Below are 16,401 nucleotides of genomic sequence, written 5' to 3'. Positions count from 1 at the left end.
ACTTGTCCGTGGCATCCAGTCGATCTAAATCATTGACAAATTTCTTCATACAGATCACGCCATTCTGGATTAAGTTTCTCGATTAAATTTATTTTCCATTGTCTTGGCCAATTTTTAAAGCGTTTTTCACGACAAGCTGCTTCAATATATAATTCGTACATTTCATAATAGACAAGCATATGTACCTTATACTTCGTAGTGAAGGCAGGAATGACTTTATTTTTGTGTTCCCACGTTCGTTAATGATGTCTGAGGTAGAACCTACGTAAAGAGTACCGTTACACTGACTTGCAAGAATATAAACATCAGATGGATGCATCATGCTTCCATGAATGTTGGACAAGCATCCAGATAATACCGCAAGAAGTGCTACATAGGTAGCCATAAAAATGCACAGGCCATAGCAACAACAGAGGAGTAATTCCGTTTTAATTTATCAAATCTTGTGGCAATTGCACGAAAATGCTTTATTCTAGCGATTTTCAACTAAATGCCTATATTTATAAAGACACCAATCTATATCTGTATTGCCAATTTTAGAATTATGCTTTCTTGGAATAACTGGAATAGATGATTTTTTACGAATAGTGTCTCTTACTTATTCACTGCCATAGCCTTTATCGGCAATAGTATGACTTGCGTCGGGCAGTTTTTTGATAAACTTGGTAGGTAATTTTACAGTCGTGTACTTCTCCACCCGTTATTTCAAAATCAATGGGTAAACCATGAGCATCAACAGCCATATGGATTTTTGTTGTATTGCCCCCTCTGGATTTTCCTATCGCTTGGTTTTCTTCAAAAGCCACGGCACGTAGGCGATAGGTGAAATGTCAACAGACCCTAGTCGCGAAAATTCTCATACTGTAAGGGTAACTCAATGTCAGATTTTTTTAATAAAGCGATAATTTCCTGAAGATCATCACGTTTTTTACCCGTTACGCGAATCTTGTCTCCCTGAATGGATGATTGAACTTTAGCTTTTGTATCTTTGATGAATTTCACTATTTCTTTAGCGGCAGGTTGATCAATACCCTGCTTAAAAGTCATGGTTAATGAATAAAATTTACCGCTATGTACAGGTTTGTCTTCGATATCCACGCCGGAAGTACTGAGATTACGCTTAGTACAATGATTACGAAATAAATCCTCCAGTTGTCTTACCTGGAAATCAGATTCAGAACGCAAGGTTACAGTAAGTTCTTTTAGTTCAATAGTCGCTTCGACACCTCGAAAATCAAAACGAGTACCTACTTCACGCACTGCATTATCTACTGCATTGCGTAATTCAACTTCATTCGTTTCAGAAACTATATCAAAAGATGGCATAAGGAACCCATTAAAATCAAAAAGTATAATTTAACAAAAAAGACGACTATGGGGAAGATAATCTTAGCCATCCCCCATCGATACAAAAAGCCCTTTGTATGGGACAAAATATTAAAAACAAATCTCCTTTAGATTTAATCGAATGCAATTTGCAAATTGCGAGAACTTTTTAGAGTTGATTGTGAAACGAGTAAGTAAATCACGCAAATTATCTAATCCTAGTCGGAAAAAGCTATTTTGAGGTTATCTCTTCTTTAGGCTTTAATTAAGATATTTTGTCCCGTACAAAGGGGCTGCTGTCTATTCATCTTCAACTAATTTTTTTTACCTCAGTTTAGTCAGAACGTTTTACTATCTATAAGATGTTCTTTCCTATCAACAAACTATATGCGGCATCCTAATTCTGTACCAAAAGGTTTGACTTCAAAGTCAACGATCTCCAAATTATCCGAATGTTGTTCGCAAAAGTTAAGTAACAACGCTAGATTACCAGCATCAAGCCTAGGCAAAAAAGTTCTTGGTGTACCAAAGCCCAAATTTAAGGGCTGATTAAAGAGACTCCAAAGGAAAGCCCCAGAAAAATTTGAGAGGATTTTGTTACCAACTTCTTGTAAAAAAGAGGGATCTTCGCCAAAGAACAATTCGTTACCGAGGATACCATGTAAATTAGATACTGGTTCTTCTCGCACAGATGAAACAAGATGTACGATATATTTTTTAAATTCATCGTTACATCGATAACTGTATTTTGAGATGTCACAGGCCATGGTAAAAATAACTCCCCCTAAAAATAAGCTAATCATTTGCTTCTGTTTATCAGGAGGAGTTATTCCCTCAATATTTGAGAATGCTGCTTTCATGTTTCTCAATATCATATTTGATTCCGAGCTTAATGCACGATCATTTTGAGGAATAGAAGAAAAAAGCCCCCTAAGTAGCGTTTGAATATTAACTTTCGAATAAGCACGGGATACTATCAAATCACGGTAAGGCTCTTCATTAATAATTTCTTGAACCTTAACTAATGAAATTTGCGCTAACTGAGATTGTTCTATTGTTTCAGGTATGTTAAGAAAAACCTTGGTTGGCCTCCCACCTTGATTATTCGAAGCAATGGATAAACAAGGTTTAAATAGCTTTATGCTAGTCGCAACTTGTGCTCTTGTAGTGGCATTAACGCAAGCCTCAATATTTGAAGGATAAGTATAGGTTTTTTCAATTCCATGTAATTTTAAGATATTACCTATGGCTATAAATAAGCTTGCTTCGGCCCATGATTGGCCAATTATTACCGTGTTTTTGATTACAGACAACACATAATCCAAACCATACTGAGCTATCAAGCTATTCATATAATTTACTGGATCTTGATTTTCATGTTTAATATTTGGGTCGATTATTTCAGAAACTGTTTTAAATAGAGAGGAATGCTCCTGCAAAAAAGACTCAAAAGACGTTTGAAAGTTTTCTGGAGCTACTTTCTCTGCCAAGTCCCGTAGTAGCCTCCAAAAACGAATAACTTTGATACTATTATCAACAATAATAAGCTTAGGAATATTCTCTTGATTAGCAAGCTCACAGATTAAACCAAGCGAACGTAAGCCAGACGTTCCAACTAAAGCAATTTTTCCTGTTGGAGTTGCATAGGATTCTAGACCTTCTATTTTAGGATCATTGCCTACCAACCATGCGGATTCATAAGTCATATCCACATTTCGCGCATGATTAATACCAAATTCTTTCCTGGCTATTTTTCCACGCCATGATTTTTGGATTAATACAGCGGCATTTTCAATTTTCGACTGACTCATTATTCACCACATAGCCAAACAAATGTACTGAAATTGTACAGAATAAAGATTAAGAAAATATTAACAACATGAGAGTGTATTAACACTAACTTTGTACGGGACAATTTATCAAAAGCAGTTCTCAGTTAGATTTAACCGAATACATTTTGCATACTTCGAGAATGTTTTAGTATTGGTTTTGAAAAAAGTAAGTAAAAGCCTGAAAAAAATCGTTTACTCTCTTATAACGTGACTCGATTAAAGCATCACTCCTAACCATGAACAAGGCTAATAACATTTGGGCAAAACAGTCTATTCGTGACTTTTGCCAACTTAATTCTTTATCTAAAATCTCTCGAAACTCGCTGATATATTTCATATGTACACCTCTTCTCAACAAAAAGATTATATGAAATTCTTTTTAGATCAGTGAGCTATCTCTTCTTTAGGCTTTAATTCAGATATTTTGCCCCGTACAAAGCAAAAAGCCAGTTACCGGTCTATTGCATAATCTAAAAAAGAATGTTATCAAATTAATTGGTGTAAAAATAACCTATTTGGTTAGAGAATTTATTATTCTGTGATAAATGGATTTACTGCCAGGTAATAAACATTCTTATCATAATTCATCTTCTCAAGGAGTGAGAATATGGCAAAAAACAAAAGGAAACAACAGGCTTCATATAGACCAATACCCCGCAAAAACCGTTTTTGGATATACTCTGAAAGTTGTTATACTGAAGAGGATTTAGCCTTCCGAGAATGGATTCTTAAAGTTCGAGCAAACTCCGGAATTGATGCAGATTATTTAACCAATCCCAGCTCCTGGTTTGCTGAAGATCAGCAGGCGCTGATCAACGTCTATGAAAATGCCTGGTTTTACTCAAATGCATTTAAAACACGACACTTATTATCTCAGGATGATTTTCATGTTCAGCCTGTTGATAGCCAGCGTCTTCAATGGCCTGCTTTATATAATTTGATGCAAAATGTAGGTGATTATCTCCTGATAAGAAATCGCAATTTACCATCAGAGCACCTGAATCAACCAATGAACTATGTCTTCCTTGATATTAATTTTATCTTAAAAGGACTAAGCCAAAATCCCAATGTGGGTCAAGTGAAAGAACAGTTAGAAGTGCTGAACCGATATGTACGTACTATTGAAAAAAATATTTCACCCATTGTAGGTTCGGACCGACTATTTATGGCTAATTTTCGCCGAATTATTGACGATAACATTACCCCTCAGCTCACTCATTTTATTGAAACGCAATTACTCAAGGAACGGCTTGGCGACCTCTCAAAAACCATTCAAAAAGCGTCAACAGAACGTAATCGAATATTGCACTTTGCTCTCAATGTAAATCCAGTAAATCCCCACCCTTATGATTTTTCAACCGCTGCACTTGCTGACTCAACTGCTTATCCAACTCAGATAGCAAAAGAGTGCGGCAGCAATAGTAATGAACTCTCCACCGAACTGATGTCCACTTTACGATTAACGGTAGAACAACTAAGAGACTGTCCTAATTTCAGTTTAATTTCTATGGATGAGGAAATCTTAAGTCATTATGCAGATGCTGTATCCGATTTGAATGAATTGGAACGTTTTCAAAATGTTATTTCCCAAGTGACAGATTTATTAAATCAGGCAGGTGAGGTCTATACTGTTCATCAATTCAAAGAGCAAATGTTAACCTTACTCAATCAAATTGAAGGATTTATTGATGATTCATCTCAGCACATCGAAGCAATTATCCATGCGAATACACAAGCTTATCATCAAGCCATTGAAGTTGAGCAAAACCTATCCTTATGGCAAAAATGGTTAACCTCAGAACAGGAAAAATTAAAAACCTTTATTAGCAATCAGGATACCTTAGCGCAATTTCCCTCCAGTACTGCTGATCTGTCCAAAACTAATAAAGTTTTAAAAGGACAAGTTAATGAGGTAATCCGTCATTTAAACCAGCCCAAAACAAAACAAATCACCTTTGATGGTCTTGCTGGACAAGCCCAGCAGTTAAATAAATTAATGCTCTCCATGCATCAATGGATTAAAATTCAGTATGAAATAAAGGGGCTTGACGCACCAAAGCCTCCAGAGCCGCTTAAATTATTACCCCCTTCCAAACCGCTATTCAAACCGATTACCACGACTCAGCTTCCCATTGCTTTTTCCACCTCGCCCCCTGTTTCTTTTTTTACTCCAAAATCAGCCCCTTCCGCCATTTGCCCGGCTAACCAAAGCGAGTGCACGGTTCAATTTAAAGAGCCTGAATCCACAATAAATGGACTTGTTTATTTAGGGCTCATCGCGCTACTTCCTATTGGCGTTATTGCTTTATATCTACTAATGAAAAGATGCAATAAAACACAAAAATCGGTAGCAATGGGGACTCAAGAAGAATTTGAACCAATAAAAGTTCAGTTTGATGATTTAATTACAATAATTAAAGGGGTTGAATTCGAGGAAAACAGCGTGGAGTCACATCGATGTGAAGACTTTATTAGTGATTACGAAAAGTTATGCGCTAAAGCCCAAGCTGGCAACTATGATGTTGAGGCGCTAAAAGAAATGTATGATGACTTGGATTGCTTTTATAAGGAATCATGTAAAATATTGATAATATCCCAAAATCCTTAATTAGGGCAGTTCAATTTCCCCAGCTTTTAAGTTAAGAAAACGTCATCTCGGCATTGCGAGTGATCTCCTGAATATTAGGAGCTCCTTCGTCGCAAGCGACTCTGGATGACGAAAAAGTTCTTTACTTAATGGCAGTGACTCCAATTAACCCCAGCAAATGATGTTTTTTAATTTTTTTGGGGGGGCAACATATTGGTCGATAAATTGTTCTAGCGGCTCAGCAGAGTACCTACTAATGTACTAAAGTACTACTCTCGGTAGATTCTTCAGATTTTCGCGCAATTTTTTCAGTCAATCCCTTTAAATTTTGAGCAAGTTGAGTATCCATCTTATCTTTTCCACCAAAAAACTCGCAATTAAGTATCGCGCTAGGATTTTCTTTAATAAACTGTTTAAGAAATTTGAGCCCGTTTAGCATATTTTGATCGGTAGGTTTCTCTCCCCCGCCCAAAGCCTGATCAATACAAAATCTCAATTGTTCTTCTATCCCTGCGGATTGCAATAATAAGGCATACCCCCCAAAAACCTCATAGCTGGCTGTATCGTCGTTACTTTTCTTCATTGCCTCGAAAAAAAGCTTATGGTTTATTGGCTTCTTCATTTCTGATTGAATATAGGGTGTGTATAACAGATCAAGCACTTTTTCTCTTAATGATACAGGACTAATATGCTTGCTTATATGTAATGCAATGATTTCACTATTTAATGAGTCAAAATCCATGTGCTCCTTAACAAAAACTTTATTCCACTCCGTGAGTGCCTGTTCAATTTGCCCATGTTCGTCTGCAACTTTCTTTGCTAAAGATTGAATAAAATCAATTGCCTTAAATTGCTTTAAAAGAGGGGCAGCTATAATCTTGTACTTTTCAATAATTTCGTCTAAATTCTTTTCAAAATTGGGGTCTTCGACTGCAAAATGATGATATTTTTTAAATCGCGGCATTTGTTTTACATCTTTTAATTGCATATTGTCACGAAAAGACTCTAAAGCAGTCACAATAGTCGTTACGTCAAGGATTTCCAGATCTTTTTCCCTATAATCATCTGATTTAGCGTCAGGAAGATTTAAAGCGGCCCTAATGGCTAAAAATAACCTACAGCTTCTAGGGTCACTTTTGTAGAATGAATAGTTCCAACTATCATACAAACTTATCAATCTAAAATAGCGATGCAACAAGGCCCCAAGCAAAAACTGAGTGCCTCGTTTATGTTTTTCCTCATCCTTCTCTTTAAGAACCTCACGTAACTCGTTGACAAGCGTATTAAATACTTCACGTTGGCTTACTCTATCTGATTTACAATCCAGAACCTGCTGAGTTCTTGCTATAAGCAATCTGAGGCTGCTTTGGTTTTCTCCCGATTCCGTGGGATCGACTATTTTATACCGCCCTAGTAAAGTTGAGAGTGCAGTATCCAAGTTAAGAGTATTTACATTTAATATTGGAAATTGGGGTGGGGTAAAAGTCATAGTTTCTCCTCCTAAGATACTGTATTCATTCCCAAGGTGTTCATTATTCCCGTATAAACATCATACCAAGAAGAATCTTCTGCAAATTTTAAATTACGGGTTGTATGAATATCTACCTGGATCTTTGCCCCCAATTGCACCAGCAAATCAGCATATATTTGTTTATGTTTATTTTCATAAACGAAGGAGCTGTATTGACCTAATGCTTGCAAGCTCTCATCCACCATCCACTCATCCATCTCCATTGGTGATTGTATTTCTAAAGTCAGTTGAAATAACTCTAATAAAGGCTTATTTAAATAACTGGTTACTGATGAGTTATAGTAAGACCATTTTAATAAATATATTCCAACAAGTACTTTGGTTTTAAATTCCTCAACTTCATCATGATTTATAACAGAAGATTTAGACAATTTCTCAATATAACTCAATAAGTATTTATCGTCTGTTTCTTCCAAACTCTGAGCTAACATACTGATAGTAAGAGCATCCTTTAAAGCGGTGTTATTTGGAACTAACGCTGAAAAAAAACTCATACAGCCTTGTTGACTCATAAAACGCCGCGCTAATTTTTTATAAAGATTCTTTGCATCTTGCAGCAATGTGGCAAACTCTGGCATGGCTTTTCCCCCGCAAGCGTTCACCCGCAAAAAACTGCAGCGAGTAATTAGTCCCTATAAATTAAGGCACCTTCAATTTTTATATCAACCTATAAAAAAGATTGCAACTATTTATTTAACTAATTGCTCAACTAATATTTCAAGTTACTAATTTTTCGCGCTTCATCTTATAATTTAGCTAAACTGTCACTTTAAACCAATACTTGATGGCGAAGAAAAAGGAGTGAACAGGCGTGAAAAACCCGCAATATTGCTAATTGCGGGTTAGAGACATTGAAACTCTACTACTCAATAAATCGTTTATCTATTGAATTGATTAATTGCTGATGGATGCCATTAAACCCTCTATTGCTCATCACTAAAACGGCATCACCCTCTCTTACGATACTGGCAACTTCTTTAACGATTTCGTCATTGTTACTGCAAATTTTATAAGGACAAGTCCATTGAGCTACCGTATCTTTCAAATTAAAGTCTTTGGGGTCTAATATGTAAGCCCCGTCAACCGGAGCAAGCGCATAAGCCATTTCCCCAGCGTGAACGCCTGTACGCATAGTGTAAGAGGCAAACTCCATTACCGCAAAAATACGCTGATGTCTTTTACTTCTTTTTAATGCATCAATTGTTTTTGTAATGGCTGTAGGATGGTGAGCAAAATCATCATATACCGTGATTCCATGTCTGTTTGATTTAACTTCCAGACGACGCTTCACCGGTGTAAATCGTTCTAAAGCTTTGGCAGCCTGTTGTGGACTTACTCCAGCATTAACACTGGCAGCCAAGGCTGCCAAGCCATTCTCGACATTAAAACGGCCAATCAAAGACCAATGCACCTGGGCTACCTCTTTTCCCAAATGTAAGACTTTAAAAGCGGAGCCGCTTTCTTCCAGCAATTCGGCAGACCATTGAGCCGTTCCTGATAAAGCAAAGTCTTCCACACGCGAATATTCTCCTCGCGATAATACTTCATTGAGTGCCTTATCATCACGTGGTTTTATGGCGATGCCACTACTTGGTATGGTTCTGAACAAATAATGAAATTGTTGTTGTATGGCAGCTAAATCAGGATAAATATCAGCATGATCAAACTCCAGATTATTTAAAATTGCAATTCGGGGGCGGTAATGCATAAATTTGGGACGCTTATCAAAAAAAGCACTGTCATATTCATCGGCTTCGATAACAAACCATTCGCCTTTACCAAGACAAGCACTGGTATTAAAGTCTGTAGCCACACCCCCTATTAAAAACCCCGGATTTACTCCTGCTTGATCCAGTATCCAGGCAATCATAGATGTAGTTGTGGTTTTGCCATGTGTCCCCGCCACAGCAATCACTTTATATTTAGATAAAATATGCTCGGCTAGCCATTGAGGTCCAGATGTATAATTTTTACCTGATTCCATTACCGCTTCAAGTACAGGCATTCCTCTTTTAATGGCATTGCCGACTATTACCAAATCAGCCTGTAAAGCCTGAGTCGCATCTTCATATCCCTCGGTCCAGGATATCCCTTTAGCTGCAAGCAAATCGCTTATAGGCGGATAGCAATTTGCATCACTTCCAGTCACCTTATACCCGGCATCACGCGCCAGCAAAGCCAACGCACTCATAAATGTACCGCTTAATCCTAAAATATGTAAATGCATCATGATTTCATCGCCATAAAGAAACAGTTAAAATATTGACAGCAAGTATACCAAAAGCAGCTAATACCGATTGAATAGCAGAGGTGTTCAATGCATATTTATAAATATGCGCTGTAATAACAAATTGCCAAACGGATAAACCCAAAGTAATAAATAAATATATCACACCCACAAATAAAAAAAGCGGATTTTTTAAATGGACGTGAGATAAATAAGGATCAAGTAATAATAGTGGACTTGCCAGGATGTGAATAATAAGCCGGGTACAAAATAAACACGTTAATGTTTGAACTAACCGCGAGCTGACTCCCCTAAAAAACAAGAGGGCATAAGTATAAAGAATATAAGAAAAGATTAAACTGCTTGCAGCCATCAAAGTTATAGAGAAATCATTGGCAAAAAAACTATCTGAAAACTGCCACTGAATAATTAATATCAAAGCTAATAAAAGGGCACTTAGGCCCAACAAAAACTGAGAGTAAGGAGTATTTTCAGGACTTTCCTTCAATAAGCAGATTCGCCAATAGTAAAAAAATATTAGTTTCATCATATTAGGATTCATTTCTTAATGATTTTCTTTACTATAGTCAGTTGCTGAACAACGGGGTCTTTCCAGGGCCCCGAAATTTTATAACTATAAGCACTAATTTTTTGCATACTCTGATTGATAATTTTATTGGCTACCCAAGCGGCAAGTCCCGCAATAGGTCCACCAGCAATCGTGGCGACGATAGGTAAACTGGCAGTAATATGCGGAGAAATACTTAAATTCAAATCATACATCCGCCTGACTAAATCCAGATCCCCTTTCATGCTTGCATAAGCAACAGGGCCATCCAAATAACTATCTTGCGTACTCATGATGCCCTTTTTAACCGTAAAATTGCCTTTAAAAATATCAAAACTATACCCTTGATGAGAAAGGTCACTAAAATCCAGCTTTAATCTTCGGGGAATGGTTTGCAAACTGAGAATACTCAATAACTTGCCTAAACCCAGTTTTTCTTCTGTTTCAGGACTCAAATGGGTAATCCTGCCATTCCTTAACTGGAGATACATCTCTCCATTTAAGGAAGCAAGAGAGAAGTCATATAGAGTTCCATTCCAGCCGCCACGAAACTCCAGATCACCCTTTCCTGCATCAACTGCCGGTGTAATATGCCACCTCTCCAGACTTTTTGCCAGGTCTTTTAAATGGAGTTTCAAGTGCATTTTAGTTTGGTTATTTTTATCTTTTTGCGTCCAATCTCCTTCTATATTAAATTGATAGACTGGTGAATCAATTCGACAATAATTGATTAACCATCTCTCAGGAGTAGAATGGCTTTTAAGGGTTACATTACCCACTTGAATCTCTCCGATTGATAAATTATCAATACGCAAATTAAGATTGGGGATTTGCCCTGGACTAGCAGATGATGAGGATTCACTCAGCTCATCAGTATTGTGAATTTTATCTAAATGCAAATATTTAACAAAACCACTCAGAGTATTCGTTGGCTGATTATAAGTTAAATCCGCAGCAAACTTTTTCTGCGCCAGATTAAAAGACCAGTCTTTATTGGGAAGAATTTTAGCTTTAATCGCAATGTGCTCAAATTGTTGCTTTAAAAAAGTCAACTGACGCAGTTTTACGTTGATTACTCGTAATTTTTGCATGAACGAACTGTTAGTTTGTTCTGTTGAGAAGCGATCAAGGACCTTTTTCCATTCCTGTAAATTAAATCCATCCAGAGACCCAACCACAGCAAGGCCAGGCTTATTTTGATTTAATGCCTGAGCACTACCCAACCGCACTTCTCCTGATTGCAGTTCAAAAGCGCCTTTCTTATCCTGAAACATCATATCGGCACTAAGACGACTGTTGTAATTTGCTCTTAAACGGAGTGCCTTTGTGGAACTAAAATCTAAATTGACCTCCAATGGAACTGAATCATCCCGAGTTTTTCCTAAAGGGGCAGGTAAATTAATCGCTAAACCTTTCAAGGAACTCTTGAGATTCATGCTATCCATATTTTCTGGATTATCAGATAATTTCAAAATGGCATTTATAAAAAACACCCCTTTCAGTAAAGATAGGACAGGCAGCTTGAACCTATTTTTCAAAGAATCAACACTACATTCACCATCTACTGATATGATGGTTGCAGGCTTTGGTGAATTAACCGATTGTATTTTGATATTTAATGGATAACCAAATGCGTTTGCAACTAAAGTACTGTGAGTCACTCCATGTTCATCGAAAGATAAATCTCCGGATACCTCCTCAAGTGGAAACTCACTGAGCTGATGCTTAACCATAATCGTATTATCTTTAAAAGTCAGATCACCTTTAGCCAGATTGTCATCATTTTCAGGATATAAAGGAATTTCCAAGTGCAGGTTTAATAAGAGCAAACCCTTCATGGATAACATTTTCAATGCATTTAACTTTTCGCTCAAAGGAGAGACTAAAATAAAATTCAGCATTTTTTGTGCTGGAGCATTAACAATCCCGTGTATTAACAAATTTTCTTTGTCGTTACCGATATCATCAATACGCAAGTTCATCTGTTTTACCAGCGCACCTTGGAAATCAGCATTGACTATATCAATATCAAGGTTACGACTTTTTACTCTTATATAAGCTTCTATATCCTTAATTAATTGCCATTTTGAGGTAATCAAAAGAGCGCCGCCACTAGCATGACTGGTTATAGAAAACTCGCCATTTTTATTATCAAAAGGAAAGTCTCTGGCAAAACCATTAATGACCATCTTGCCACTTGCTTCAGCTATCCGTTTCACATCATTATTTAACCAATAATAGAGTTTAGCCTTCATGTGTTTTTTGGGAAGGTAACGCATCCATTGTTGCAGATTTTTTGCAGAAAACTCAGTAACAAGACGAACATGTCCTAGTGAGTTGCGTGTTACCTGATCAATGGCACCCTGGATGCTAAGGGTCAACTCAGGTTGACTTAATGCAAATCGTTCTATACTGACACGCAAACCATCACTTAACTCTTTCCAGTCTAAAGAGCCATTAAGAAGGGTGAAGTTCTGTTTGGGGTATCCTTTTACAATTATAGAAGTATTCTCTGAATCTAACTCTAAACGCCCTTCTTCGGGTTGCCAATTTAAAACACCAGATAAATTATTTACGTAGGGGATATTATCTTGCGCATTCCATCCCAACTGATCAAAACGAGTTAAAATATAGCTTGGTTGATTTTCTTTAATAAGTAACTGAGTATCTGTCAAAACACCATGGGGCTTTATTTTCAATACATTTTGGATTGATGATGGCCAGTTGATCGTCTGAGACAATAAGGATTCAATAATGATAGACTTGATGAAGAGTTGATACGTTTGTTGTGTTTTATCAAACTTAACCAGTAATTGATTTTCGGGCCAATTAATCCCTCCAGTCCTTAACTTAATGTGATCTGCACTAAACTGCCAACCTTTATCATCTGGTTTCCAGGATAAATTGGCATAAAAATTTTGGATAATCTGATTATTATTACGTATGCGCCAGGCCAGGCGTTTAAACTTCACCTGAGCTTGAGCTAAAGATACAGCCCCCTTATTCAAATCCACCCATAAAGCAATATCCCCCTTTCCACCTTCCATCCGTTCGGCTGCTTTAGGAAAGATGCTTTGCCATTGAGCAGGTACTATGTGGTGTGCAGAAAAATAGACTTGCCCTTTAGTATTCTCCAGGTGGTAAGGATCAAAAGTTAAATCAGCTAATAATTGAAAAAAAGTACTATTCGTTTGTTCAAGCCTCGCATCTCCCTTTATTTTATAATTACCGCCCGTATTCACTACGGATATATTAAGACCGCTAACGGGAATTAATCCACCATCACTAAAATGAAAATAGACTGAAACATGCTTGATGATTAACCGCTCTTGTTGCGACAACCAAAACAGGATTTTCTGAGTCGTTTCCGGGGTCATCTCACTATCTTTCATAGTACCTGTTGAAATTCCATCGATGTTCCAACGCCCGCTCTTCTCTCTAACCGTTAATCGAAGATCATCAATATATAAAATTCCTGGTTGTATTTGCCAATTCCAAAGAGATTTGAATAAATTAATTCCTACTAACAATTTATCCAAGTGCAGAGAATTCTTTTCACCATCACTAAGGGTGACTTGTTTTAATTTTAATACAGGTTGAAACCAGTACCATCCCGTTTCCATAGTTTGGATAGTAACAGGCTGTCCCAAAAGCTGGGTTAAATGAAACTCTACTTCACCCTTATATTGCTTGGCCCAAGGTGTTAGTGAGCGAAATAAGCTGGAAAAAACAGCCACCAGGATAATCAGGATGGCGAAAGTTATCCATACCTTTTTTAATAATCTATTCACCAAAAGTATTCGATTGATCATTCATGTTTTTACTATACCATTGCTTTTGCGCATACTCATCACTTTCTTTCTGCTCCATGCGCTGTAATTTAATTTGTTCCGCTTTTTTAACCCGATCAATTAACTTCCTCACCCCCTCTTCAGAGGTTTTAGCCTGATTATAATTCAATTCTGCTTTAGCTCGGATTTTAGCAAGTTGGGCTAAATGAGTATTCAATTGAATTAAAGCGGTATCCAAATGATTAATAAAGTCAATCCGGTTGCGTAAACGTCCGACAAGACTGCCTTGATTCCCTAAAGTCTCTAATTGTTGTAAATAATCCTGTCTGTAAATCACTAATTGTTCATGTCTTATTTTATTCTGGTTAAATTGTTCCTTTGCCTTCATCAAGTCCATATAAACGCGTTTTGTCGCTTCCTGTTTTATTTGAAGTAACTGAATTAAACGATCCAATCTTTGACTCATCCATTACTCCCCATAAACGCTGATGCTAATTGCGATAGTTGCATAACACTATCCTCATGATTAACTCGCTCATTCATTCCTTGCATCAGGTAGTCTTTAATTTTATCCCTGGCTATTATTGCCTTATCCAATAGAGGCTCACTTCCTTTAGCATAAGCGCCCAGCAATATTAAATCTTTATTTTTTTCATAAAGAGATAAATATTTTTTAAACTGCATCATTGCTTTCATCTGTGGTTCGGGCACTATTGTTTGCATGACACGACTGATTGAGGCCTCAATATCAATTGCAGGAAATTGGCCCTCTTCTGCAAGCGATCTGCTCAATACAATATGGCCATCTAAAATAGCACGCGCTGCATCGGCTATAGGATCTTGCAGATCATCTCCTTCAGTCAAAACCGTATAAAATGCAGTAATTGAACCACTCCCCGGTTTACCATTCCCCGCTCTTTCAACCAACTTCGGCAGTTTTGCAAATACAGAGGGCGGGTAACCTTTGGTAGCCGGGGCTTCACCAATAGACAATGCAATTTCTCTTTGTGCCTGAGCAAATCGAGTTAGTGAGTCCATTAATAAAAGAACATGTTTTCCTCGATCACGAAAATATTCGGCAATGCTGGTAGCCACTTTCGCTCCATGTAAACGCATTAAGGGACTTTCATCTGCTGGAGCAGCAACAATGACTGCACGTTTCAGCCCCTCTTCTCCCAAATTGCATTCAATAAATTCTTTAACTTCACGTCCTCGTTCACCAATTAAACCCACAACAACAATATCTGCCTCTGTAAAACGAGTCATCATTCCAAGCAATACAGATTTACCAACACCACTTCCAGCAAATAATCCTATACGCTGACCACGTCCAATAGTTAATAAACCGTTAATTGCGCGCACGCCAACATCCAAATGAGTATCTATCGCTGCTCTTTTTAAAGGATTAATCGTAGGAACTACGAGCGGATAAGTATCGATTAGTTCAATGGAAGGCCCATCATCTATTATGGTTCCAGAACCATTCAATACACGACCTAATAATTGAGGGCCAACACCAATCTGGGCAACTCGCCCGGTGGGAACTATAATCATTCCAGGAGCAATACCCTGAATATTGCCTAATGACATTAAATAGACACTATCATTGCTAAAACCTACAACTTCCGCCTCTATAGAATGCATCTCGTTGATGTTGACTAAACAACGAGCACCTATCGGTTGATTAAAACCTTTAGCTTCCAAAGTTAAGCCAACAGCCCTGCTTATTTTACCGCAATGTAATAATCCATACTGCCTATCTTGTTGGCGAACCTCACTTAACACTTGAAAGAGGCGTGACTGATAGATGCTCATCTCTTTAATCCGGCGACTTAGTAGGGGCTAGAGGACTCACTTTATCGATGTATTTTGCAAATAAAGTAGTAAATCGAGTCTGTATTCGACCATCTAATTCATTATGTTCGCCCTTTAAATAAAAATCCCCTCTGCTCAATGAAGGATCAGCTACCAAAGCCTCATGCAATCCTGGTATTTCTTTCTCATCAATTTCCGCTCGAATCCAATCGACATCTAATGGATGCATGGCAAATGCTTTATTTCCTCGCAATGAAGGCAGTTCTCCCTTAATTTCCCTAAACAAATCTTGTAATTTCTCAGGATTAGCAGATAACTCAATACCAATACAATGTTGGCTTAACCAAATCATGGTCTGAATTACTTCCTGAATGAGTTGGTCATCCAGAAGTTGGATCGGCGTTTTCAACACATCAAGCCATTTAACCAATTCAGCCTTTAATGCATCAATATCTGCCTGGGCTTGCTGCATCCCTTCGGCATAACCTGTTTCCATCGCCTCTCGTCTCAAGCGATCACATTCAATAGTTAATTCTTCTTCTGGATTAGTTGTTGGTTGTTCCTCACCTTTAGTACCTTGATATTCCCAAACACTAAATTCGCTGTTTTTCCCTTCATTTTTATAAGGCTCAAATTCATTTGGCATATTTACTTTACCTTTAAACTCTATGAAATTATCAAGATCAAATGTAGGTTGACGCTGGGCTTGCGAAGCCCGGCAACG

Annotated in this window: 12 protein-coding genes and 2 pseudogenes; 1 reads left to right on the top strand and 13 read right to left on the bottom strand. The window is 37.5% G+C overall.

Translation table 11 applies throughout. The annotated features are described in order from the left end of the window. Positions 1 to 29: 29 nt before the first annotated feature. From LOX96_RS16920 to LOX96_RS16900, 5 genes and pseudogenes are all read right to left on the bottom strand, one after another. Positions 30 to 319, bottom strand: a pseudogene (locus LOX96_RS16920) (GIY-YIG nuclease family protein). A 50-nt stretch (positions 320 to 369) separates the two neighbouring features. After that, positions 370 to 791, bottom strand: a pseudogene (locus LOX96_RS16915) (IS5 family transposase); the annotation flags it as partial. A gap of 49 nt (positions 792 to 840) precedes the next feature. Then, complete coding sequence (locus tag LOX96_RS16910) at positions 841 to 1,326, bottom strand: YajQ family cyclic di-GMP-binding protein (RefSeq protein ID WP_250424645.1); 486 nt, start codon at positions 1,324 to 1,326, stop codon at positions 841 to 843. A 383-nt stretch (positions 1,327 to 1,709) separates the two neighbouring features. Next, positions 1,710 to 3,032, bottom strand: coding sequence for a hypothetical protein (locus LOX96_RS16905; protein WP_250424646.1), 1,323 nt, complete (start codon positions 3,030 to 3,032; stop codon positions 1,710 to 1,712). A gap of 271 nt (positions 3,033 to 3,303) precedes the next feature. Beyond that, positions 3,304 to 3,495 (bottom strand): hypothetical protein, encoded by a 192-nt coding sequence (locus LOX96_RS16900; RefSeq protein ID WP_250424647.1) that lies wholly within the window; start codon positions 3,493 to 3,495, stop codon positions 3,304 to 3,306. A gap of 270 nt (positions 3,496 to 3,765) precedes the next feature. On the opposite strand from LOX96_RS16900, the gene LOX96_RS16895 reads away from it, so the two are divergent. Further along, positions 3,766 to 5,766, top strand: a complete 2,001-nt coding sequence (locus LOX96_RS16895) for a hypothetical protein (RefSeq protein WP_250424648.1) — start codon at positions 3,766 to 3,768, stop codon at positions 5,764 to 5,766. A 232-nt stretch (positions 5,767 to 5,998) separates the two neighbouring features. On the opposite strand, the gene LOX96_RS16890 is transcribed toward LOX96_RS16895, so the two are convergent. The 8 genes from LOX96_RS16890 to LOX96_RS16855 all read right to left on the bottom strand — a co-directional run. Further along, a complete protein-coding gene (locus LOX96_RS16890; protein WP_250424649.1) occupies positions 5,999 to 7,234 on the bottom strand; it encodes a type IV secretion protein Dot in 1,236 nt (411 codons plus the stop codon). Between the two features lie 11 nt (positions 7,235 to 7,245). Next, on the bottom strand, positions 7,246 to 7,854 hold the full coding sequence (locus tag LOX96_RS16885) for a hypothetical protein (protein ID WP_250424650.1): 609 nt from the start codon (positions 7,852 to 7,854) through the stop codon (positions 7,246 to 7,248). A gap of 284 nt (positions 7,855 to 8,138) precedes the next feature. Next, entirely contained in the window at positions 8,139 to 9,509 is a 1,371-nt protein-coding gene (gene mpl / locus LOX96_RS16880; protein WP_250424656.1) for a UDP-N-acetylmuramate:L-alanyl-gamma-D-glutamyl-meso-diaminopimelate ligase, read from the bottom strand. Between the two features lies 1 nt (position 9,510). Next, positions 9,511 to 10,053 carry a hypothetical protein gene (locus tag LOX96_RS16875; protein ID WP_250424651.1) on the bottom strand — a complete coding sequence of 181 codons (543 nt, stop codon included), beginning with the start codon at positions 10,051 to 10,053 and terminating at the stop codon, positions 9,511 to 9,513. Between the two features lie 8 nt (positions 10,054 to 10,061). Next, positions 10,062 to 13,883, bottom strand: coding sequence for a YhdP family protein (locus LOX96_RS16870; RefSeq protein ID WP_250424652.1), 3,822 nt, complete (start codon positions 13,881 to 13,883; stop codon positions 10,062 to 10,064). After that, a complete protein-coding gene (fliJ, locus tag LOX96_RS16865; RefSeq protein ID WP_250424653.1) occupies positions 13,855 to 14,328 on the bottom strand; it encodes a flagellar export protein FliJ in 474 nt (157 codons plus the stop codon). Before fliJ ends, LOX96_RS16870 begins: the two co-directional genes overlap by 29 nt. After that, positions 14,325 to 15,677 carry a flagellar protein export ATPase FliI gene (fliI, locus tag LOX96_RS16860; protein ID WP_250424654.1) on the bottom strand — a complete coding sequence of 451 codons (1,353 nt, stop codon included), beginning with the start codon at positions 15,675 to 15,677 and terminating at the stop codon, positions 14,325 to 14,327. Before fliI ends, fliJ begins: the two co-directional genes overlap by 4 nt. A gap of 4 nt (positions 15,678 to 15,681) precedes the next feature. Further along, a partial coding sequence (locus LOX96_RS16855; protein WP_250456431.1) for a flagellar assembly protein FliH occupies positions 15,682 to 16,401 on the bottom strand: 720 nt, incomplete at its 5' end.

The sequence above is a fragment of the Legionella maioricensis genome (assembly GCF_023618015.1).
GTDB lineage: Bacteria > Pseudomonadota > Gammaproteobacteria > Legionellales > Legionellaceae > Legionella > Legionella maioricensis.
This window is presented reverse-complemented; position numbering and strand designations above follow the sequence as displayed.